This is a genomic window from Comamonas sp. MYb69 (assembly GCF_037479315.1).
Classification (GTDB): domain Bacteria; phylum Pseudomonadota; class Gammaproteobacteria; order Burkholderiales; family Burkholderiaceae_C; genus Comamonas.
Map to the genome: position 1 here is coordinate 91,287 of NZ_JBBGZG010000003.1, position 20,019 is coordinate 111,305.

The 20,019-nt window shown below is 64.3% G+C and carries 19 protein-coding genes; 13 read left to right on the forward strand and 6 right to left on the reverse strand.

Annotation, left to right across the window (positions count from 1 at the left end; genetic code table 11):
• Positions 1-6: 6 nt before the first annotated feature.
• From WH303_RS04715 to WH303_RS04735, 5 genes are all read right to left on the reverse strand, one after another.
• Positions 7-987 carry an ABC transporter ATP-binding protein gene (locus tag WH303_RS04715; protein WP_339517211.1) on the reverse strand — a complete coding sequence of 327 codons (981 nt, stop codon included), beginning with the start codon at positions 985-987 and terminating at the stop codon, positions 7-9.
• A 7-nt stretch (positions 988-994) separates the two neighbouring features.
• The gene (locus WH303_RS04720; RefSeq protein ID WP_339517212.1) at positions 995-1,990 is read right to left on the reverse strand and encodes an ABC transporter ATP-binding protein; all 996 of its coding nucleotides are present in this window, start codon (positions 1,988-1,990) and stop codon (positions 995-997) included.
• Entirely contained in the window at positions 1,991-3,016 is a 1,026-nt protein-coding gene (locus WH303_RS04725) for an ABC transporter permease (protein ID WP_339517213.1), read from the reverse strand.
• Positions 3,016-4,002 carry an ABC transporter permease gene (locus WH303_RS04730; RefSeq protein WP_116924882.1) on the reverse strand — a complete coding sequence of 329 codons (987 nt, stop codon included), beginning with the start codon at positions 4,000-4,002 and terminating at the stop codon, positions 3,016-3,018. Before WH303_RS04730 ends, WH303_RS04725 begins: the two co-directional genes overlap by 1 nt.
• Positions 4,003-4,101: 99 nt before the next feature.
• A complete protein-coding gene (locus WH303_RS04735) occupies positions 4,102-4,350 on the reverse strand; it encodes a hypothetical protein (RefSeq protein ID WP_339517214.1) in 249 nt (82 codons plus the stop codon).
• An 88-nt stretch (positions 4,351-4,438) separates the two neighbouring features.
• Here WH303_RS04735 and WH303_RS04740 point away from each other — a divergent pair, with 88 nt between their 5' ends.
• From WH303_RS04740 to WH303_RS04800, 13 genes are all read left to right on the forward strand, one after another.
• Positions 4,439-5,623 (forward strand): LLM class flavin-dependent oxidoreductase, encoded by a 1,185-nt coding sequence (locus WH303_RS04740; RefSeq protein ID WP_339517215.1) that lies wholly within the window; start codon positions 4,439-4,441, stop codon positions 5,621-5,623.
• Positions 5,624-5,745: 122 nt separating this feature from the next.
• Entirely contained in the window at positions 5,746-7,335 is a 1,590-nt protein-coding gene (locus WH303_RS04745; protein ID WP_339517216.1) for an ABC transporter substrate-binding protein, read from the forward strand.
• A complete protein-coding gene (locus WH303_RS04750) occupies positions 7,332-8,885 on the forward strand; it encodes an amidase (RefSeq protein WP_339517217.1) in 1,554 nt (517 codons plus the stop codon). Before WH303_RS04745 ends, WH303_RS04750 begins: the two co-directional genes overlap by 4 nt.
• Entirely contained in the window at positions 8,882-10,111 is a 1,230-nt protein-coding gene (locus WH303_RS04755; RefSeq protein WP_339517218.1) for an acyl-CoA dehydrogenase family protein, read from the forward strand. The genes WH303_RS04750 and WH303_RS04755 overlap by 4 nt, the downstream gene beginning before the upstream one ends.
• Before the next feature lie 34 nt (positions 10,112-10,145).
• On the forward strand, positions 10,146-11,768 hold the full coding sequence (locus tag WH303_RS04760) for an ABC transporter substrate-binding protein (protein WP_339517219.1): 1,623 nt from the start codon (positions 10,146-10,148) through the stop codon (positions 11,766-11,768).
• 22 nt (positions 11,769-11,790) lie between these two features.
• Positions 11,791-12,891: an ABC transporter substrate-binding protein gene (locus tag WH303_RS04765; RefSeq protein WP_339517220.1), complete on the forward strand. Its 1,101-nt coding sequence runs from the start codon at positions 11,791-11,793 to the stop codon at positions 12,889-12,891.
• Positions 12,888-13,784 carry an NAD(P)H-binding protein gene (locus WH303_RS04770; RefSeq protein ID WP_339517221.1) on the forward strand — a complete coding sequence of 299 codons (897 nt, stop codon included), beginning with the start codon at positions 12,888-12,890 and terminating at the stop codon, positions 13,782-13,784. Before WH303_RS04765 ends, WH303_RS04770 begins: the two co-directional genes overlap by 4 nt.
• A gap of 990 nt (positions 13,785-14,774) precedes the next feature.
• Positions 14,775-15,653 (forward strand): alpha/beta hydrolase, encoded by an 879-nt coding sequence (locus WH303_RS04775; RefSeq protein WP_339517222.1) that lies wholly within the window; start codon positions 14,775-14,777, stop codon positions 15,651-15,653.
• A gap of 295 nt (positions 15,654-15,948) precedes the next feature.
• Positions 15,949-16,725 (forward strand): hypothetical protein, encoded by a 777-nt coding sequence (locus tag WH303_RS04780; protein ID WP_339517223.1) that lies wholly within the window; start codon positions 15,949-15,951, stop codon positions 16,723-16,725.
• A gap of 107 nt (positions 16,726-16,832) precedes the next feature.
• Entirely contained in the window at positions 16,833-17,417 is a 585-nt protein-coding gene (locus tag WH303_RS04785; RefSeq protein WP_339517224.1) for a TetR/AcrR family transcriptional regulator, read from the forward strand.
• A gap of 91 nt (positions 17,418-17,508) precedes the next feature.
• Positions 17,509-18,000: a hypothetical protein gene (locus WH303_RS04790; protein ID WP_339517225.1), complete on the forward strand. Its 492-nt coding sequence runs from the start codon at positions 17,509-17,511 to the stop codon at positions 17,998-18,000.
• 739 nt (positions 18,001-18,739) lie between these two features.
• Positions 18,740-18,949 carry a DUF4287 domain-containing protein gene (locus tag WH303_RS04795; protein ID WP_116924526.1) on the forward strand — a complete coding sequence of 70 codons (210 nt, stop codon included), beginning with the start codon at positions 18,740-18,742 and terminating at the stop codon, positions 18,947-18,949.
• A gap of 59 nt (positions 18,950-19,008) precedes the next feature.
• Complete coding sequence (locus WH303_RS04800) at positions 19,009-19,275, forward strand: hypothetical protein (RefSeq protein ID WP_339517226.1); 267 nt, start codon at positions 19,009-19,011, stop codon at positions 19,273-19,275.
• A gap of 118 nt (positions 19,276-19,393) precedes the next feature.
• On the opposite strand, the gene WH303_RS04805 is transcribed toward WH303_RS04800, so the two are convergent.
• Positions 19,394-19,855 (reverse strand): hypothetical protein, encoded by a 462-nt coding sequence (locus tag WH303_RS04805; RefSeq protein ID WP_339517227.1) that lies wholly within the window; start codon positions 19,853-19,855, stop codon positions 19,394-19,396.
• Positions 19,856-20,019: the final 164 nt, after the last annotated feature.

Here is a 20,019-nt window from a genome sequence, read left to right on the forward strand (position 1 = left end):
GAAGGGTTAGTGAAAGGAAATCACGGAGGTTTGCGTGCCAGCGGTCTGTGGCAGCTGCGGATGGTGGCAAGCGACCAGATGGCCGTTGCCGCTGTCGCTGAGCAGCGGTTCCTGCGCAGTACACAGCGCCGTCGCGCGCGGGCAGCGCGGGTGAAAGCGGCAGCCGCTGGGCAGGTTCTGCGGGCTGGGCAGGTCGCCGCCCAAGGGGGCAGCCTGGCGGTGGCGTGTGGGGTCAGGCACGGCATCGAGCAGCGCCTGGGTGTAGGGGTGGCGTGGGCTGCTCCACAAGCTGCGGCGGTCGGCGCTCTCGACGATGCGGCCCAGGTACATCACCAGCACCCGGTCGGCAAAGTACTGCACGACCGACAGGTCATGCGAGATGAACAAATAGGACAGGCCGAACTCGCGCTTCATCTCAACGAGCAGGTTCAGGATCTGCGCCTGGATCGACAAATCGAGCGCCGAGACCGGCTCGTCGCAGACCACCAGATCGGGCTGCAGCATCAGCGCGCGGGCAATGCCCAGGCGCTGGCGCTGGCCGCCGGAGAATTCATGCGGGTAGCGGCCCAGCGCGCTGCGCGGCAGGCCCACGCGGTCGAGCAGGCGCTCGACCTGGCGGCGGCGCTGGGCGCGGTCACCTAGGCCATGCACCTGCAAAGGCGTCTCCAAGATCGTGCCGATGCTGTGGCGCGGGTTGAGCGAGGCAAACGGGTCCTGGAAGATCATCTGCATGCGCTTGCGCAGGCTGCGCAGCCGCGCGCCTTGCAAGGGCAGAATGTCTTCGCCGTCCAGCGCCACCTGGCCGGTGGTGGGCGTCTCCAGCCGCAGCAGGCTGCGGCCCAGCGTCGATTTTCCGCAGCCCGATTCGCCCACCAGGCCGACGGTCTCGCCCTTGGCAATGCTGAACGACACGCCATCGACGGCGCGCAGCACGCCCTTGGGCAGTTTGAAATGGGTCTGAAGATCGCTGACAGTCAGCAGGCTCATGGCAGTCCTAGGCAAGGTGGGCGCTGCGTGCAGACGCAGGCAGGGTGATGGGGCAGGCGCTCAGGCGTTGCGGGCCGGCGACTTGCAAGGGCGGCACAACGCTGTGGCAATAGGCCTGGGCACGCGGGCAGCGCGGCGCAAAGGCGCAGCCGGCCTGGCCAATGGCCGAGGTGATGCTGCCGCGAATCTCGGTCAGCGGCCCATCGAGGTAGTGCGCGCCGGGCTGCAGCCGGGGCGATGCCGCCAGCAGGCCCTGGGTGTAGGGGTGCAGGGGCTCGTCAAACAGCGGGCCCGGGCGGGCCTGCTCCACCTCGCGGCCGGCATACATCACCACCACGCGGTCGGCCCACTGCGAGACCACGCCCAGGTCGTGCGTGATCAGGATCAGGCCCATCGACAAGTCCTTGCGCAGCCGGTCGAGCAGGTCCAGCACCTGTGCCTGGATGGTCACATCGAGTGCGGTGGTGGGCTCGTCGGCGATCAGCAGGCGCGGGCGGCAGGCAATGGCCATCGCAATCATCACGCGCTGGCGCATGCCGCCCGAGAGCTGGTGCGGAAAATCATCGACCCGGCGCTGCGGATCGGGGATGCGCACGGTATCGAGCAGCTCGATGGCACGCAGCCGCGCGGCCTTGGCGCTCAGGCCCTCGTGCTGGCGCAGCACCTCGGCAATCTGCCAGCCGATGGTGTAGACCGGGTTCAGCGAGGTCATCGGCTCCTGGAAGATCATGCCGATCTCGCGCCCGCGCAGCTGGCGCATCGCCGGCTCGCTCAGGTCCAGCAGGTTCTGGCCGTTGAACCAGACCTCGCCCTGCGCAATGCGGGCCGCTCGGGGCAGCAGGCGCATCAGCGCGAGGGCGGTGAGCGATTTGCCCGAGCCCGATTCGCCAACAATCGCCAAGGTCTCGCCCGCCTGCACGCTGAAGCTCAGCCCACGCACCGGATCGAGCTGCGGAAAACGGATGCTCAGCCCGCGCACATCCAACAAAGAGGTTTCGGACATTCAGCGCTCCTGCGACAGACGGGGGTTGAGGGCGTCGTTCAAGCCATCGCCAATCAGGTTGAAGGCGAGCACGGCAAACACGATGGCCAGGCCCGGAGCCGCAGTCAGGTACCAGGCGGTGCGCAGCAGGTCACGGCCCATGCCGATCATGCTGCCCCAGCTGACGACGTTCGGGTCGCCCATGCCCATGAAGGACAGCGCCGATTCCAGCAGGATGGCCGAGGCCACCATCACCGACGAGGTGACGATGATGGGCGGCAGCGCATTGGGCAGCATCTCCCGCAGGATGATGCGGCTGTGCGAGTAGCCCAGCGCACGGGCGGCCAGCACAAACTCCTTGTGGCGCAGCGCGCGGAACTCGGCCCGCACCAGGCGCGCCACCGTCGGCCAGGTCACCAGGCCAATGGCCACGACGATGGTGCTGATCGCAGGCTGGGCAATCGCCACCAGCACCACCAGCAAGATAAAGCTGGGTATCGTCTGAAACAGCACCACCACGCGCTGCAGCAGGTCATCGACCCAGCCGCCAAAGTAGCCGCTGACGGCGCCAATGCCAATGCCCAGGCTCAGGCCGATCAAGGTGGCCGACACGCCGACCAGCAGCGACACGCGCGCGCCATGGGCAATGCCGGCGGCCACATCGCGGCCCATCGAGTCGGTGCCGAGCAAATAGGCCCCATCCTGGCCGGGCCAGAGAAAGGGCTGGGCCACCATGTCCAGCGGATCGCCGGGAAAGAGCCAGGGGGCGGTCAGCGCCAGCAGCAGCACGGCCAGCAAAAAGCCGCAGCCCAGCATGGCCGTGGGGTTGCGCAGAAACACGCGCAGTGCGCGGTAGCCCTGGCTGCCACTACCGGCGTTGGCGGCACTGGTGCTGGTGCGCACCGCATCGGGCGCATGCAGATTGGGCCAGGGCGCGGCATCGGGCTCGGCATTGCTGGTGGTACTGTGCGCCGCTTGCGCGGCCGCCAGCGGGTGGGCGGCGGCCGGGGGGATCGGCAGCGCCTGGGACGAAGAAGACAAAGACATCAGCGCACCTCGATTCGGGGATCCAGCCAGGCATGCAGCAGATCGACCAGCACATTGGCGGCGATCACGAGCAGGGAAGAGAGAAACAGCACACCCATCAGCACGCTGAAATCGCGGCTCAGCACGGCCTCAAAGGCCAGGCGCCCCAGGCCGGGCCAGCTGTAGACGGTCTCGACGACGACCGCGCCGCCGAGCATGCCGCCCAGGTGCATGCCGGCCATCGTGGTGACGGGCAGCAGCGCATTGCGCAGCACATGGCGCACCGTGATGCGCCAGGGCGAAAGGCCTTTGGCGGCGGCGGTGCGCACAAAGTCCTGCGACTGCACCTCCAGCATCGCCGCGCGGGTGAGGCGGGCATAGATCGCCACATAGAAGAGCGCCAGCGACGTGGCCGGCAGCACCATGTAGCGCAGCTGGTCGAGCACGGCGGCCAGGCCGCTCAGCTGCGAGCCAATGCTGGCCGAGCCGCCACTGGGCAGCCAGCCAAGCTTGACCGAGAACAGCACGATCAGCATCAGCCCGGTCCAAAAGCCCGGCACCGAATAGAACAGCAGCGACAGAACCGACAGCAGGCGGTCGGGCAGGCGGCCGGCAAAATAGGCCATCGCCGTGCCCAGCGCAATGCCCAGGCTCAGTGCAATCGCCAGCGCCAGCCCCATCAGCAGCAAGGTGCTGGGCAGGCGCTGGCCGATCAGCTCCATCACCGGCATGTTGTAGCGGGGCGAGAAGCCCAGGCTGAAATGCGCCAGGTTGCCCAGGTAGGCCTGCAGTTGCTCAAGCACGCTCAGATCCAGTCCAAAGCGTGTGCGCAGTGCCGCCAGGGTCTCGGCCGTCGCCGCCCCCGATTCGCCGGCCATCACATCGGCCGCATCACCGGGTGTGAGTTGCAGCAGCAAAAAGTTCAAAATCGCGACGCCCAGTACCGTCGGCACTGCATATTTGGCATTGAACCAGAGCGATCGCAATAAACGTGGGGTGGTATTCATGCGCATTATTCATCGGGAGGTGACCTGTGCATGATAGGAGCGTTCCTGTGTTATCGCCGGTATTTGCAGCATGCCATTTCATATATCAAAAGGCGCAAATTAAATAACAAATATCGGTATCTGATTTTTATCGGTTGGTGGCTGCTCGCCAAAGTTTTTCGTGGTGATTTGAACCTGAGGCAGCATATTTTGTTTGGCTTGCTGCATATGGCCGCAAGCTATAAGCGCGGGTGGACGCTGCGCAGGGCGCTGGCACCGCACTTGCGGCTCTGTTTGCATATCGGCGCCGATGGCTGATTTTTTAATATGCAAATGCAAAATCGGCGCAAGAGCGGGGTAGTGATTCATGGGATTATTCAAGCCAATGCGGATGCTGAATGGCTGGTTATCTCAAGGCTGGTTTGGCATCCTTTGTATTGACAACCTTGGCCGCTCCATGAACTCTGCAATACCGCTGGAAAAAATCGCTGATAGAGAGACATTCGCCTCGCCGCTGGCATTTCCGGACAGCCCCCTGTCGCAGGCTTTTGCGCAGCCGATTCTGCTGGGCCTGTTTCTGCCGATCCAGGCGGGAGGCTGGAGCGCCTCGACCCTGCCGCGCAGCACCGACTGGCGCTTTGACTACAACAAGGACCTGGTGCTGAAGGCCGAGAGCCTTGGGTTCGATCTGGTGTTTGCGCTGTCGCAGTGGCTGCCCAAGGGCGGCTATGGCGGCGTGTTCAATGGCGACGCGCTGGACTCCTTCGCCACCACGGCGGCGCTGACCTCGGTCACGAGCCGCATCATGCTGATCTCGACCATCCATGTGCTCTACGGCCCTTTGCACCCGCTGCACCTGGCCAAGTGGGGCGCCACCCTGGACCATATCTCGGGCGGGCGCTGGGGCATCAATATCGTCACCGGCCACCGCGAGGTGGAGCACAAGATGTTTGGCTGGGACCAGATCGAGCATGACCGTCGCTATGACCTGGCCTCCGAGTTCATCGAGGTGGTGCAGCGTCTGTGGTCGTACGACGAGAACTACTCGTTTGAAGGCATCTCGCCCTGGAAGCTGGGGGGAGGATTTGTCAGCCCCAAGCCGCGCTTTGGCCGGCCCGCGCTGGTCAATGCCACCGGCTCGGACGCCGGCATTGCCTTTGCGGCCCGGCATTCGGACCTGGTCTTTATCACCAGCCCCGGCGCATCCGACTTTGCCCGCGCCATCGAGGTGCTGCCCGCCCATGCGGCCCGCGTCAAGCAAGAGGCGCGCAATGCCGGCCGCACGGTGCGCACCTTGCTCAACCCGATGGTCATCAGCCGCGACACCGAGGCCGAGACCTGGGCCTACCACGATGCCATCGTCGCCCATCAGGACCAGCGCACGCCCGAGGGCTTTAGCAGCTTGAAGAGCGACGCCCATGCCTGGCGCGGCCGCACCGCCCTCGATGCCCCCAAGCGCCGCGCCATTGGCGGCAATATCGAAGTGATCGGCACGCCCGAGCAGGTGGTGGAGCAGTTTGTGCAGCTCAAGCGCGCCGGCATCGATGGGCTGCAACTGAGCTTCTTCGACTTCAAGCCCGACCTGGAATTTTTTGGCGACCGCATTCTGCCGCTGATGAAGCAGGCAGGGCTGCGCTTCTAGCAGTAGCACCTGCGCTGCGCACAGCTTTATCCACAGACTTTCTCCGCCCCTCCCGTTTTTCCTTTGCGCTTTTTGCGTGCTACCCGCGCCTTGTCTGCGCCTTCTCTCCTGGACCATTGCCCATGCGAACTCTCTACAAAAACCTGGCCTGGGGCCTGCTGGCTGCCAGCAGCTTTGGGGCTGCCAACGCCCAGGCACCAGCCACGCCCGTCAAGGGCGGCACGGTCACGTCCGTGGTCGCGCAAGAGCCGACCTCGCTGGTGTCCTTTCTCGACACCAAGACCGACAACCGCGATGTCAGCGCCAAGATCACCGAAGGCCTGCTGCGCTATGACGCCAAGTTCCAGCCCCAGCCCTTGCTGGCAACATCCTGGACGGTCAGCCCCGATGGCCTGCAGTACCGCTTCAAGCTGCGCGAGGGCGTCAAGTTCCATGATGGGCGCGACTTCAGCTCGGCCGATGTGCGCTATTCCTTCCTGACCCAAAAGAAGCAGGGCCCGCGCGGCCGCATCACCTTGCAGAACCTGGAGCGGGTCGATACGCCTGACGCGCATACCGCAGTGCTGGTGCTGTCCAAGCCCGCGCCGTTTTTGCTCAAGTCGCTGTCATCGGCGGAGCTGCCCATCGTGCCGGCGCACCGCTATGGCGATGGCGATCCGCTGGGCAGCCCCAACGCCAATGCGCCGGTGGGCACGGGCCCCTTCATTTTTGAGCAGTGGGTGCGCGGCAGCCATGTGATCCTCAAGCGCAACCCCCACTACTGGCGCCCGGGCGTGCCCCATGTGGACCGGGTGGTGATCCGCTTTGTGCGCGATCCGGCAGCCATCTCGGCCGCCATCGAAACCGGCGAGGCCGATGTGGCGCAGAACCTGGCCTTGGCCGACCTGGGCCGCTTGCTGCAAAAGCCTAACCTCAAGCTCGATGCCAACTATGACGCGTTCCTGAACAATGCCTCCTTCCTGGAGTTCAACGTGGAGAACCCGGTGCTGGCCAAGCCCGAGGTGCGCCATGCGATTGCCCATGCGGTGGACCGCAACTTCATCGTCAACAACGTCTACTACAAGCAGGCCGAGCTGGTGAACTCGCCCATCCCCAAGGTGCTGGGCGCCTACTACGACGACAGCCAGTTCAACTACGGCTTTGATGTGGCCCGCGCCAACCAGCTGCTCGACAGCGCCGGCTACCCGCGCCAGGCCAATGGCCAGCGCTTTGCGCTCAAGCTCACCTACATCCCCGGCGCGCAGTTCAAGCAGACGGCCGAGTACCTGCGCTCGGCGCTGAACCGCGTGGGCATCAAGGTGGACATTCTGGATGGTGACCTGCCCACCTTCCTCAAGCGCGCCTACACCGCGCGCGAGTTTGACCTGAACCTCAACGGCCTGGGCCGCTTGTTTGATCCATCGGTGGGCGTGCAGCGCATCTACTGGTCCGACGGCATCAAGAACCCGCTGATCTGGATCAATGCCTCGCACTACAACAACCCACAGGTCGACAACCTGTTCCGCCAGGCCGCTGTCGAGGTCGACGAGGCCAAGCGTGCCGCGCAGTTCCGCGAGATCCAGCAGATCGTCGGCCGTGATCTGCCCGTCTACCCGATCGCCACCGTGCCCTCTGCGCTGCGGGTACACAGCACGCGGGTGCATGGGCTCAACAACAGCATTGACCTGACGTCTGGAGACTTTTCTGACCTGTGGCTGGAGGCTAGCAAATGACGACGACCATCGACTTTCCCAACGAAACCACGCTGAGCGAGGCCGCAGTAGCGGCGCCCGGCGTTGCTGCCAGCCTAGCCTTTGCCAGTGCCCGCGAGCAGTTGCAAGCGCTGGCCGATGGCCGCGTCAGCGCGGTGGAGCTGCTGGAGCAGGCGCTGGCCCGCATCGAACGCCATGATGGTGAGCTCAACGCGATCCCGGTGCGGGCGATTGAACAGGCCCGGCGCGATGCCCAGGCAGCAGACGCCGCCTTGCAGCGGGGCGAGCGCAAGCCGCTGCTGGGCCTGCCAATCACCGTGAAGGAAAACTTTGATGTGGCCGGCCTGCCCACCACCGTGGGCAACCCGGACTACCGCAGCAATATCGCCCGGCAGGATGCGCCGGCGGTGGCGGCCTTGCGCGCGGCGGGCGCGGTGCTCATCGGCAAAAGCAATGTGCCGCTGGCGCTGAGCGATCTGCAAAGCTACAACGCCGTGTACGGCAGCAGCAGCAACCCCTGGGATCTGCAGCGTACGCCCGGTGGCTCATCGGGCGGCAGCGCAGCGGCCGTGGCGGCGGGCTTTGTGGCGCTGGAGCTGGGCACCGACATTGGTGGCTCGGTACGCATCCCCGCGCACTTCAACGGCGTGTTTGGCCACAAGACCAGCTATGGGCTGATATCGATGCGCGGCACTGGCGCGCCGCAGGGGCGCTTTAGCGCGCGGGATCTGTCGGTGGCCGGGCCGCTGGCGCGCAGCGCACTCGACCTGGAGCTGGCGCTGGAGCAGCTGCTCAACCTCGATCCGCTGCAGGCCAAGGGCTGGCGGGTGAGCCTGCCTGCAGCCCGCCACCAGCGGCTGCCGGATTTTCGGGTGCTGGTGCTGGATGCCTGGCCGGGCCAGGAGGCGAGCCTGTCCGAGCAGCTGGTGATCGCGCGCGTTGTCAGCGCCTTGCAGGCCCAGGGCGTGAAGACCACGCAGTGGCGCGATCTGCCGCCCGCCCAGCGCCCTGATCTGAGCGAGCAGCACCGCACCTACCGCAGCCTGCTGGGCTCGTCGGTGGCTAACGCCGCCCCGCTGACCGAGGCGCAGCAGCAGCGCCTGGCCGAGCTGGAGCCCGATGACCGCAGCGCCGAGGCCGCCTTGCTGCGCGCGCCCAGCCTGCCCCATGCCACCTGGCTGCAGGACAACGAGCACCGCCATGCGCTGAGCCACCAGTGGGAGCAGCTGTTCAAGGACTATGACGTGGTGCTGACCCCCGTGGCGCCCACCCCTGCCTTTGCGCACCAGCAGCAGGGCCACAAGGAGGAGCGCCGCTTTCCCGTGGCCTATGCCGATGGCGTGCGCCATATCGGCTTTCGCGAACTGTTTTACTGGGCCGGCTTGCCGGTGCTGCCGGGCCTGCCTGCGACCAGCTTTCCGGTCGGGCTGGATGACGAGGGCCTGCCGATCAGCGCCCAGGTGGTCGGCCCCTATCTGGAAGACCGCACCACCATCGCCTTTGCCCATGCCTGGGAGCAGGCCCAGGGCGGCTATGTGGTGCCGCCCCGCTATGCGCAGGGGGATGCATGAGCGCCGTGCTGCAAGTGCTGCAGCAGCCACGGGAAGCGCCCAGCCCGGGCCCAGCCTTGGACGAGGCCAGCTTGCTGACCCGCGCCCAGGCGCTGATCGGCGAGCTGGCGGCTTTGACGGAGGTGCATGACGCCAGTGGCGCAGCGCCCGCGCCGCAGTTTGCGCTGCTGCACCAAGCCGACTTGCTGCGGCTGACCATTGCCCGCGAGGCCGGTGGCCATGGCGCCGGCCTGGCCAGCGCGCGTGCAGTGGTGGGGGCCATTGCCCAGGGCGACCCAGCGGTGGCCTTGATTTTGGCTATGCACTACAGCAACCATGCGGCGATTGCCCGCTCGCAGCGCGCGGGGCAGGGTGAGTGGACGGCAGCGCTGGCGGACGAGTTGATCGCAGCCAGCCTGCAAGGCCCCGCCTTGCTCAACGCCGCCCAGGTGGAGCCGGAGCTGGGCTCGCCCTCGCACGGCGGCCTGCCCGCAGCGCGGGCCAGGCACGTGGCCGGCGGCTGGCAGCTGAGCGGCCACAAGGTCTATGTGACCGGCGGGCCGCTGCTGGCCTGGATCAGCGTGCTGGCGGTGACCGATGAGCCCGAGCCGCGCCTGGGCAGTTTTGTGCTGCCGCGGGGCACGGCCGGCGCGCGCCTGGTCGATACCTGGAACCCCCTGGGCATGCGCGCCACCGCGAGCCAGGACCTGGTGCTCGATGGCGCCTGGGTGCCCGAGCACCATGCGGTAGGCCTGCGCCCGGCCAGCCTGGGCCTGCAGCGCGAGGCCCATGGCATTGCCTGGTACTTCAGCCTGGTGGCCACGGTCTATGACGGCGCGGCGCGCTCGGCGCGCGACTGGCTGGGCGCCTTTTTGAACCAGCGCCGCCCCAGCGCACTGGGCGGTGCCAGCCTGGCATCGCTCGCCACCGTGCAGGAAAAGTTTGGCGAGATCGAGCTGCTGCTGCAGACCAGCGACTGGCTGCTGGACAGCCATGCCCGCGCCTATGACAGCGGCGCCGCACCCGATGGCCTGGTCGCCGTGGCCAAGCATGTGGCGGTGGACAACGCGCTGCGCGTGGTGCAGCTGGCGCTGGAGCTGGCCGGCAACCACGGACTGGCGCGGCGCAATCCGCTGGAGCGCCATCTGCGCAATGTGCTGTGCAGCCAGATCCATTCACCCTCCAACAGCCTGATCCGCAGCAACAGCGGCCGCGCGGCCTTGCAGCGGCACCAGGCCACTGCCTGAGCGCCATCCTTGTTTCCTCTCCTTGGTACCTCGCATGTCTATTGATTCCGATTTCTCGCTCGCCACGCGCCGCCACTTTATGCTGGCCGCTGCTGCCACCGGCATCGGCACGGCAGTCCCCAGCCTGGCCTGGGCCCAGGACAAGCCGCAAAAAGGCGGCACCCTGAACCTGCTGCTGTTTCCCGAGCCGCCAACCCTGACGACGATTGCGCACACCGCCGGCTCGTCGGTGACGATCTCGGGCAAGGTGACCGAGGGGCTGCTGACCTATGACTTCAACCTCAACCCGCAGCCGCAGCTGGCCGTTGCCTGGTCGATCAGCCCCGATGGCCTGGTCTACCGCTTCCAGCTGCGCCAGGGCGTCAAATGGCATGACGGCAAGCCTTTCACCTCGGCCGATGTGGTGCACTCGATTGCGCTGCTCAAGGAGTTCCACCCCCGGGGCCGCGCCACCTTTGCCGGCGTGGCCGAGGTGCAGGCCCCCGATGCCCACACCGTGGTGCTCAAGCTGAGCCGCCCCATCCCCTACCTGATCACGGCGCTGGCGGCCTCGGAGTCGCCCATCGTGCCCAAGCATCTGTATTCCAGCGGCCGGGCCGATACCAATCCGGCCAACAATGCGCCGGTGGGCACGGGCCCCTTTGTGTTCAAGGAATGGGTGCGCGGCAGCCATGTGATCTACGAGCGCAACCCCCATTACTGGGATGGCGACAAGCCCTATATCGACCGGCTGGTGGTGCGCTTTATCCCCGATGCCGCCGCGCGCACGGCGGCCATCGAAAGCGGACAGGTGCAGATTGCGCCCAGCTCGCCAGTGCCCTTTGCCGAGGTGGAGCGCCTGCGCGCCAAGCCGGGCCTGCAGTTCGAGACCCGGGGCTATGAGTACATCAACAGCGTCTACCGGCTGGAGTTCAACCTGGAGAGCGACTTGCTCAAGGACCTGCGCGTGCGCCAGGCCATTGCCCACGCGCTGCAGCGCGAAAACCTGCTCAAGGTGGCCTGGTACGGCCAGGGCAAGCTGACCACCGGGCCGGTGCACCCGGCGCTCAAAAAATTCTATGTGCCCGATCTGCCGGTGCTGCCCTATGACTTGAAGCGCGCCGAGAAGCTGCTGGATGAGGCCGGCCTGACGCGCGGCAAGGCCGGCGGCCAGTGGCGTGCGCGGCTGAACCTGACACCCATCCCCAACGAGGGCGGCCAGCGCACGGGCGACTTCCTCAAGCAGGCGCTGGGCCGCATCGGCATCGATGTGCAGATCAATAGCCAGGACTTTGCCACCTACATCAAGCGCATCTACACCGACCGGGCCTTTGACCTGCATGTGAGCGCGATGAGCAACACCTTTGACCCGACGGTGGGCATCCAGCGGCTGTACTGGTCCAAGAGCTTTCAGCGCGGGCTGCCGTTCTCCAACGGCGCGCATTACGCCAGCCCCGAGGTGGACCGCCTGCTGGAGTCCGCCGCCGTCGAGATGAACGAGGCCCAGCGCATCCGTGAGGTGGCCGAGTTCCAGAAGCACATCGCCACCGACCTGCCCGACATCACCCTGGTCGCCCCCGACATCTACACCATCGCCGACAAGCGCGTGCGCAACCACACCGTGGGTGCGGATGGCGTGGCCGGCAACCTGGCCGGCGTCTGGCTGGCCGCGTCCTGATCCCTTTGCCTAGGAGAAACCGATGACAAGCCCTTCCGAAACATCGAACGTACCAGGTCAACAACCCAGCTCCCTCTGGTACACCCGCTGCCCGGTGCCGTCGCCACTGGGCATTGCCGCGCAGCAAGGCTGGCTGCAAGAGGCCTTTGCGGCGCTGGGCATTGGCGTGGAGTCCATCTTTGACTCCAAGGACCGCAAGGTGCGCGAGAGCCATTTCGACCACAGCCTGCCCTGGTCCTTCCGCCAGGGCGGCAATATTCCGCCGATCTGGGCACGCGCCAAGGGCCGCGATACGCGCCTGGTTGCCATCACCTGGACGGATGAGTTCCAGGCGCTGGTGACCCTGCCGGGCCGGGGCATTGACAAGCCCGAGGACCTGGCGGGCAAGCGCTTTGGCGTGCCCCAGCGCGTCAATGACCTGATCGACTTCCACCGCGCGACTGCCCTCAAGGGCCTGGTCTCGGGCCTGTCCCTGGTGGGCCTGCAGCACAGCGATGTGCAGCTGGTCGATCTGGTGATCGAGGAGTCGGTGATCCAGCAGCATGGCACGCCCAGCCTGTTCGGGCTGCGCCGCCGCCACCCGTATTTCCGCGAGGCCGATGCCCTCGTGCGCGGCGAGGTCGATGCGATCTTTGTCAAAGGCGCCGAGGGCCTCCTGGTGGCCAACCTGATTGGCGCGCAGCTGGTCAGCGAGTTTGGCCGCCACCCCGACCCGCGCGTGCGCATCAACAATGGCACGCCGCGCACCCTGACGGTGGACGCCGCACTGGCCGAGCAGCGCCCGGACCTGGTGCTGGCGCTGCTGCGCGTGGTGCAGCGCGCCGGCCGCTGGGCCCAGGCCCACCCGGACGAGACGCTGCGCTTTGTGGCCCGCGAGATCGCCACCAGCGAAGAGGCCATCCTGGCCTCCAACGGCGCCGATCTGCACCATCACCTGGGCATCAGCCTGGAGCCCGAGCTGGTCGATGCGATCGGCTACTTCAAGGACTTTTTGCTGGAGTGGGGCTTTTTGCCAGCCGATTTCTCGGTGGCCGACTGGGTCGATGCCCGGCCGCTGAACCGCCTGCTGGCCGAGAATGCGCCCGCGCAAAGCGCGGCGCAGCCAGATGCACTGCGGGCATGAGTGCGCACCCGCATCCCCGCGTGCTGGTCTGCGGTGCCAGCGGTCGCCTGGGCCAGCTGCTGGTGCCGCGCCTGCTGGCCCGGCAAGCACGGCCCCGGGTGCTGGTGCGCCAGGCCGCAACCGCGCAGGCGCTCTGGGGCGATACGGTCGAGATAGCGCAGGGCAGTTTTGAGGATGCGGCGGCCTTGGGCCAAGCCCTCGTCGGCATTGAGCGCCTTTTCCTGCTCTCTCCTATCACCCCGGCACTGGCCGAGCAGCAACTGCGCGTGGTGGCGGCCGCGCGCGCAGCCGGTGTGCAGCACATCGTCAAACTCTCCGGCTCGGACTGGACTATAGCCCCACCCGGCCATTCGCTGTCCGGCGATGCGCATGGCCGCATCGAAGAGGGACTGCAGGCCAGCGGCATTTCCCACACGGTGCTGCGCCCCAATGCCTGGATGCAGGTGGGCCTGTCGCGCATCGCCGCTGACCTGCGCAGCGGCGATGTGATCCGCTCCCAGCACCTGGGCGCTGGTGTCTCCTACATCGATGCCCGCGACATCGCCGATGTCGCCGTGGAGGCGCTGCTTAATCCCGAAGCCGTCCAGCAGCGGCTGGGCACGGCGACAGGCCCCTGGGTGCTGACCGGCAGCCAGGCGCTGCGCCCGCAAAAACTGGCCGAGATTGCATCGCGCCTGCTGGGCCGGCCCATTACCGCCGCCGCGCCTGTGGCTGCCGCCGCCGCCGCCGCCGACCCGTTTATCGCCCAGGTGCATGGCGAGTTTTTTGCACTGATGCGTGCGGGGCATGCGGCTGCGGTGACTGCGACGGTGCGGCAGGTGCTGGGGCGGGAGGCACGGACGGTGGAGGGGTTTTTGGCGGAGGAGCTGGGGGCTTTGGCTGTGGCGGTTTGAGGCCACAGTGGGCGGGCAGTGGGCCGGGTCGTCCGAGGTTAGGCCGGCGGATTACGGCCATTGGGTCACTGATCTTTTGTACTCACCAAAGAGTGAGACCAATACTTTTAGGTTTGTCTAAAGGAGGCAACAGCTAGTTTGCCTTATGCATTGAGAGCTCATACAGTATCTGCCGATCTAGACATGCTGGTTGCATGTCTTCTAAATCTAGTTAGGCAGCACCAATGATCTCGGGAACCGTACAGCTTGGCGAATTGCCTCGTTTAATCAAAGCAGCATTCGTGCTTTTCGCATTCCATATTGCGGTGTATTCGGCGTACGTCGCATGGTCAGCTATTGGAGGCGCCACGGTTCATCCCTTGTGGGTTCTGCACATCCTCGCAGCCTTGTATTTTTTAAGCGAAATTAGACGACCCAACAGACGCCCGACAATATTGATTGGCTACTGTTTTGTGATGTCATTTCTCATTTTCCGTACCGACTACAGGGACGCCATCGCTATGGAAAGGCTTGCGGAAGCCATACCGCAGTCGCTCCTCTGCGTGCTTCCGCTCCTCTTCGCCGGAGTGTGTGTAATTTTGGGAAGGCGCTTTTACGCTGAGGGAGCGAGTGCTGCCTGACCTGTTGGCTCCGCAGCGACGGCTTTGAGCGTTAGCGTTCCCAAAGTCATCGCTGTGGCCAAACCAATTGCACTCGCGTTTTCACGCCATTAATTCGCCTGGCGTTTGGCGTCGCGCGGCGCTTCGCACGAATGGTTGTGATGGGTGTAGATGGGCCCGCGTCAACCCCTCCCAAAGCAGTCATTCGGCCTACATAAGTTTCCGGTACCCGCTGAGAGGCGTAGAACCTAGCTTCAACGCAGACTGGTGGAAATGACTGCTTGAAGTAACTGCCGTTGACAGCGAGTTCCGCACATTCAACGGAATGAATCCAAAAGACGGTGAGCGGCGTATAGCGCACATGCCCATTTTTTCCAAACTATCCACCCCCATGAGCCGCCGCCTAAGCCTTCTCGGTATCGGTTCCGCCATCGCAGCGCTGCTGTCCGGGTGTTCTGGTGCCCAGGTGCTGGACCGCCTGGTGGCACATGACACTTACCACGGCCCCTCCGGTGTGCGCTATGGGCCCGATCCGCGTCATTTGCTGGATGTGTACCAGCCAAAGACTGGCACGGTGCCTGGCCATGCACCGGTGGTGCTGTTTTTTTACGGCGGCAACTGGACCAGCGGCGAGCGGGCGGAGTACCGATTTGTCGGCGAGGCGCTGGCAGCCAACGGCATCATCGCGGTGGTGGCTGACTACCGGCTGAGCCCCCAGGTGCAGTTCGAGGGCTTTCTGGGCGATTGCGCCTTGGCGCTGCAGTGGACCTTGGCGCATGCCGCCAGCCTGGGTGGCGACCCGGCGCGGGTGATGGTGATGGGCCATTCGGCCGGGGCTTATAACGCAGCGATGCTGGCACTGGACCCGCGTTGGCTGGCGCCTTTGGGCCTGACCCCCGATCGGCTTGCGGGCTGGATAGGGCTGGCCGGGCCCTACGACTTTTTGCCGATTGTGGACCCCCAGGTTCAGCTTGCTTTTAACTGGCCGCACACCCCGGCCGATTCCCAGCCCCTCTTCTACGCCGACGCCAAAGCCCCCCGCACCCTGCTGCTGGCCGCACGCAACGACAAGGTCGTTGATACGCAGCGCAACACCGTCGGCCTGGCAAACCGCTTACGGGCTGCCGGTACCGACGTGGATATGCGGATCTTTGACCACCTCAGCCACGTGACGACCGTTGCCGCGCTGGCCCGGCCGCTGGACTGGTTAGCCCCGGTGCTGCCGACGGTGGTGGGCTTTGTACGCGGGGATCCGAAACGGGTGCAATGACCCCTCAAGTGATAGCAGCCGTGGCCGGTTGTGTCGCGGCGACAAGTTTGCTTAGCAGCCGGTCCCTCGGTTGATCCATCGTGGCGAGAGTCGCATGGTGGCTGGCTGCTGGCGCTAATATGGCGCTTTCGGCCAGAACCGGCCTTTAGCCATCACCACGCAACGGTGCCAGCCAGCGCTGCTGTCTACCGCTTCCATGCATCACCTCTACACACACCCCTACCAGGGCAGGTTTGGCAATGGCCTGGCCAAGCTGCTCAATTCGCGTCGCTTTGCCAGCTATCGGCGAGCGCTGATGTCTCGTCTGCCCTTCATGACCTTGGACAGCGATGTGGTCGATGTGGTCTACATGACATGGCTGGTGGACGAAGCCCTGGCAGCACCCTTTGCCCCACCGGGCGCGCGCCTCTGGTCTTACCAAGGCCGCACGCCTCTTACGGTGCTGACCTATCGGCATGGCCATTTTGGTCCTCGGTGGATGGGGCCCTTGAGGCGCTTGATGCCTTCGCCATTGCAGAGCAACTGGCGCCTGTACCTGGCAGAGCCGCTGGCTGATGCGCCGCCCATTCCCACCGTCGCCTTTGTCTACAACGTGATGGACAGCCTGGCCCATGTGGCCGGGACGCGCTTGTTCAGTGATGCCTTGCCATCCCATTGGCCAGCAAGCTTTGATTTCTGCGTGACTTCCAATGAGGCCATTGTCGACATCGCGCCCGGCGATGGAAGCGCGCCAAGATTGGCGGCGAGGGCGGTGAGGGCAGGGGAGGCCGTTTTGTCGCCGCCCTGGTCCGTGATGTTCCATGGCTGGTCGGATGCTATCGTGCGCCTGGCCTCCCAGGACGCTGCGGTGGTGGAGGTGCCAACAGTGGAGGGCGCCCCTGGCAGGTCGGCCTTGGCCACAATTGACTTGCCAGTGGATGTCGCCTCGGTGGAGCCCTTGCTGCTGGACACGCAAACCCTGGACTGCCCTTTGCTGCAGAGGCTGGATGCGGACCCGGAGGCGCTCTGCTTTCTGCTGCCCAGCGTGCGCTTTTCTGCCTTGTCCGAGCGGCTTTTACGCGCTTCTACCTGAGGCAGACCCGCTGCGACAGTGTGGTTCGCCCATCAAAACTGAGCGCTTGACGTCAATCGATCAACTAGTAGAATGGCTCATCTCCGAAAGCGCTAGCTGCCCACCCGATGACTGTTGAACTCTCCCCCCGCGCCACCGAATTGGCGGAACATGCCCGGCAACTGCTGGCCGCTGGCGGCTACAACGGCTTCAGCTATGCGGATCTCTCCGAAAAGGTCGGTATTGGCAAGGCCAGCATCCACCACCATTTCCCCAGCAAGGCGGACTTGGTATTGACGGTGGTCCAACGGCATCGTCAGCAATCTGTGGAGGGCTTGGCAGCGATGCAGCAGCATTTGGGCGATGACCCGCAAGCCCAATTGAACGCTTATGTGGATTACTGGGCGCGCTGCATACGCGACGGTTCATCGACGATGTGCATCTGTGCGATGTTGGCTGCTGAAGCGCCGATGATCCCGCCAGAAATAGCGGCTGAAGTGCGTGGCTATTTCCAGGATCTGACCCAGTGGCTGGCAGCGGTGATCTCGCAAGGCCAGGCCAAAGCGCAGTTCAAGCCAGAAGCGAACGCGCCGGTAGAGGCGCTCGCCTTGATGTCCACCGTGCATGGCGCCATGCTGACGGCCCGCGCCTTGGGTGATCCCGATGCTTTCCAGACGATCGTGCGCGTGGCGATACATCGGCTGGCAGCTTGAAGAATGGCCCGATCACCCAGCGTGTCGGGCCCTCTATTTTTTTATCCATGCAGACAATCAACTAGTCGGTTGTTTTTAGAAAGACCACCCCATGCCACATCCCATCTCCACGCTTGGCGCCTTCCATACCGCCATCAGTGTGCTGCCGCTCGCTGCGGGCTTGTACAGCTTTATCCGCTACCGCGCCATTGAGCCGGCCAAACGCTCGGGTCAGTTGTACCTGGTCGGCATGCTGCTGTCGGTGCTGACGGCGTTCGGCCTGTCCAGTACCGGAGGATTCAACGCCGGCCATGCCTTGGGCATTCTGGCGCTGTTGGTGATCGGCGGGTCACTGCTCATCCGGCAGCTGCCGCTGTTCCCTCGCCTGGTTCCCTACCTGTCGCAGTTCGGCTTTTCGTTCAGCTTCTTTCTGTTGCTGGTGCCTGCCATCGGTGAGACCTTGACGCGGCTACCGGTCAGCCATCCTCTGGCCTCAGGCCCTGAATCGCCTCTGGTACGCGGCACGGTGCTCGCTTGGCTGGCGATTTTTGTGGTGGGGGCCGCATGGCAAATGTGGTGGATGCGGTCACAACGCAAGCGCTGAATAGGCAGCGCATTTTTTGTCTTGCTTGTCTTGCTTGACTTGCGATAGGCAGGCCCTTGTTGGCATCGTTCGGCTGTTACTGCTCTCTCACCAGCCCGGCGCGCTGCGTGTGGCCGAGATCACATCGCGCCTGTTGGGCCGGCCGATCACCGCTGCCGCGCCTGGGGCGGGGCTGCAGCGGTGATCGGCCCTTTATCGCCCAGTTGCATGGCGAGTTTGCGCTGATGCGCGCGGTATGCGGCTGCGGTGACGGCCACGGCGCGCCAGGTGCTGGAGCGCGATCCCCGGACGACGGAGCGCTTTTGGCGGAGGCGCTGAGCGCACTGGCGGTGGCCGCTTGAGGGGGATGATGCGGGATGGGCGGGCGGCTGCGTTGCCCGTCTGGCTTGCCAATGGCTGGCTATGGATTGGGAACGGTGCCTTGCTGTCGGTGCCGGGTCGAACCCCTGCTGCATGGTTCCTGGTGCACATCACAAGGATAAAGCACCCGATGGTGCGCGGGCCCTCGCGCAACCGTTTTCAGCGCAGTCCCCACGGACTGTGCACATGGTGGAGATTAAGCGGAGAGGGTGGGCCGAACAGACGTTCAGCGCGTCTACGGCCAGCCAGGAGCGGCTCTTTGTCACTGCGGCAGAAACTGGCCAAACTTCGTTATCTAGGCAGGTTCATGCAACTCGGTCAGAATGCCGAACTAGGCATTGCACGGGGACACTACCCTCACCCTTCAAAGGAGCGCTCCATGGCCGAGACATCCAAGGTAAAAGGACCTGCCTCTTACTTTCCTTCCATCGAAAAGACCTACGCCAAGCCAATAACGCATTGGATGGAGATTCTTCAGAATGCGGGTCCGTTGAAGCACATGGAGCTGGTCAATTGCCTCAAGACCCAGCACCAGATCGGTCATGGGCACGCGAATGCCCTGGTTGCAGCGTTCCTCATGAAGAAGTAGCACGACAAGAAACGTGTACCAGGCTGCATCTGGGCCACAAACGGACCCTTCCACCACACATGCATCGCGCCACTGCTTATGCCGCACTCGCTGCCGAGTTGGAGTCATGGGGTGCGCTTTCGCACGCGGATCTGCTCGCGGCGATCAATCAACCAGTGACTGAACGTGTGGTTCACGCCAGTGGGCAAGATTTGTTGTTGGAGATAAGCGTTTCTTGGGCGACTGAGAAGCGGAAAGCATTCAAGGTGCTTGCTACAGCCTATGGAACCAGCCATATGCGGATGGAGCAGCTCCAACAGGCGTTAATTGTGCCAATAGGGGCATGAGTCCAAGCGTTGCGGGCACGGCTGCATCCGGCTAGAAGCAATCACTGGCTAAATGCCAATGCTGACGTTCAACACGATAAATTAAGCTGCGCCGCGAAGCAGCGACTTGAATGAATTGTTAGGCGCGCCACTTGCCAAGAGCTTCTTCGAGCCAGTCTTCCCAGCACTCTTCTTCTATCTCTTTTCCATACGATTTACCAATTGCCTCAATGCAGCGATGCACCAGAGCAACGTGCCGTGGTTTGAGACGCGAGAACTGAGGTTCGCTTGGTGCATGTAGGCCAATCTGAACTAGAAATTGCGTGAAGAATGGCTTGCCATCCTTGTTGGAGGACCCGACTAAAGCCAACTCCATTAATCGTGGAAGGTAGTACGCCATGGCATCGGGTACTAGGAATGCTACAGGCCCCCAACACACTGTACCGATCTGCTCGATTGATAGATCCTCGCGTCTCACGTGCTCCAGCAACGAATCATATTCGGCACACTCTGGACAATGGACATGGTTTGTTGAATAAGCAGGCTTTGTGAACTCCGAGAACGAATCGTAGAGTTCCTTTGTCGGCAGATGAGCGCTCATGAGAGGTGCGCCTAACGCAATGCGTTCAACAGAACCTGCGGGATAAACTGGGTGGTGCGGGATATTTGGGGCATGATTCTCTCTGTAAAGCGGCTTGCAGCTCTGGTTAGTATTTGGGGTTCTGTTTAAAAACACAGGTATAAATTCCATGAAACCCGGCATGC

Bases quoted from the DNA above. Each gene is read 5' to 3' on its own strand.
- WH303_RS04715 (WP_339517211.1), bottom strand. From the start codon at position 987: ATGAGCCTGCTGACTGTCAGCGATCTTCAGACCCATTTCAAACTGCCC.
- WH303_RS04720 (WP_339517212.1), bottom strand. From the start codon at position 1,990: ATGTCCGAAACCTCTTTGTTGGATGTGCGCGGGCTGAGCATCCGTTTT.
- WH303_RS04725 (WP_339517213.1), bottom strand. From the start codon at position 3,016: ATGTCTTTGTCTTCTTCGTCCCAGGCGCTGCCGATCCCCCCGGCCGCC.
- WH303_RS04730 (WP_116924882.1), bottom strand. From the start codon at position 4,002: ATGAATACCACCCCACGTTTATTGCGATCGCTCTGGTTCAATGCCAAA.
- WH303_RS04735 (WP_339517214.1), bottom strand. From the start codon at position 4,350: ATGAATCACTACCCCGCTCTTGCGCCGATTTTGCATTTGCATATTAAA.
- WH303_RS04740 (WP_339517215.1), top strand. From the start codon at position 4,439: ATGAACTCTGCAATACCGCTGGAAAAAATCGCTGATAGAGAGACATTC.
- WH303_RS04745 (WP_339517216.1), top strand. From the start codon at position 5,746: ATGCGAACTCTCTACAAAAACCTGGCCTGGGGCCTGCTGGCTGCCAGC.
- WH303_RS04750 (WP_339517217.1), top strand. From the start codon at position 7,332: ATGACGACGACCATCGACTTTCCCAACGAAACCACGCTGAGCGAGGCC.
- WH303_RS04755 (WP_339517218.1), top strand. From the start codon at position 8,882: ATGAGCGCCGTGCTGCAAGTGCTGCAGCAGCCACGGGAAGCGCCCAGC.
- WH303_RS04760 (WP_339517219.1), top strand. From the start codon at position 10,146: ATGTCTATTGATTCCGATTTCTCGCTCGCCACGCGCCGCCACTTTATG.
- WH303_RS04765 (WP_339517220.1), top strand. From the start codon at position 11,791: ATGACAAGCCCTTCCGAAACATCGAACGTACCAGGTCAACAACCCAGC.
- WH303_RS04770 (WP_339517221.1), top strand. From the start codon at position 12,888: ATGAGTGCGCACCCGCATCCCCGCGTGCTGGTCTGCGGTGCCAGCGGT.
- WH303_RS04775 (WP_339517222.1), top strand. From the start codon at position 14,775: ATGAGCCGCCGCCTAAGCCTTCTCGGTATCGGTTCCGCCATCGCAGCG.
- WH303_RS04780 (WP_339517223.1), top strand. From the start codon at position 15,949: ATGTCTCGTCTGCCCTTCATGACCTTGGACAGCGATGTGGTCGATGTG.
- WH303_RS04785 (WP_339517224.1), top strand. From the start codon at position 16,833: ATGACTGTTGAACTCTCCCCCCGCGCCACCGAATTGGCGGAACATGCC.
- WH303_RS04790 (WP_339517225.1), top strand. From the start codon at position 17,509: ATGCCACATCCCATCTCCACGCTTGGCGCCTTCCATACCGCCATCAGT.
- WH303_RS04795 (WP_116924526.1), top strand. From the start codon at position 18,740: ATGGCCGAGACATCCAAGGTAAAAGGACCTGCCTCTTACTTTCCTTCC.
- WH303_RS04800 (WP_339517226.1), top strand. From the start codon at position 19,009: ATGCATCGCGCCACTGCTTATGCCGCACTCGCTGCCGAGTTGGAGTCA.
- WH303_RS04805 (WP_339517227.1), bottom strand. From the start codon at position 19,855: ATGAGCGCTCATCTGCCGACAAAGGAACTCTACGATTCGTTCTCGGAG.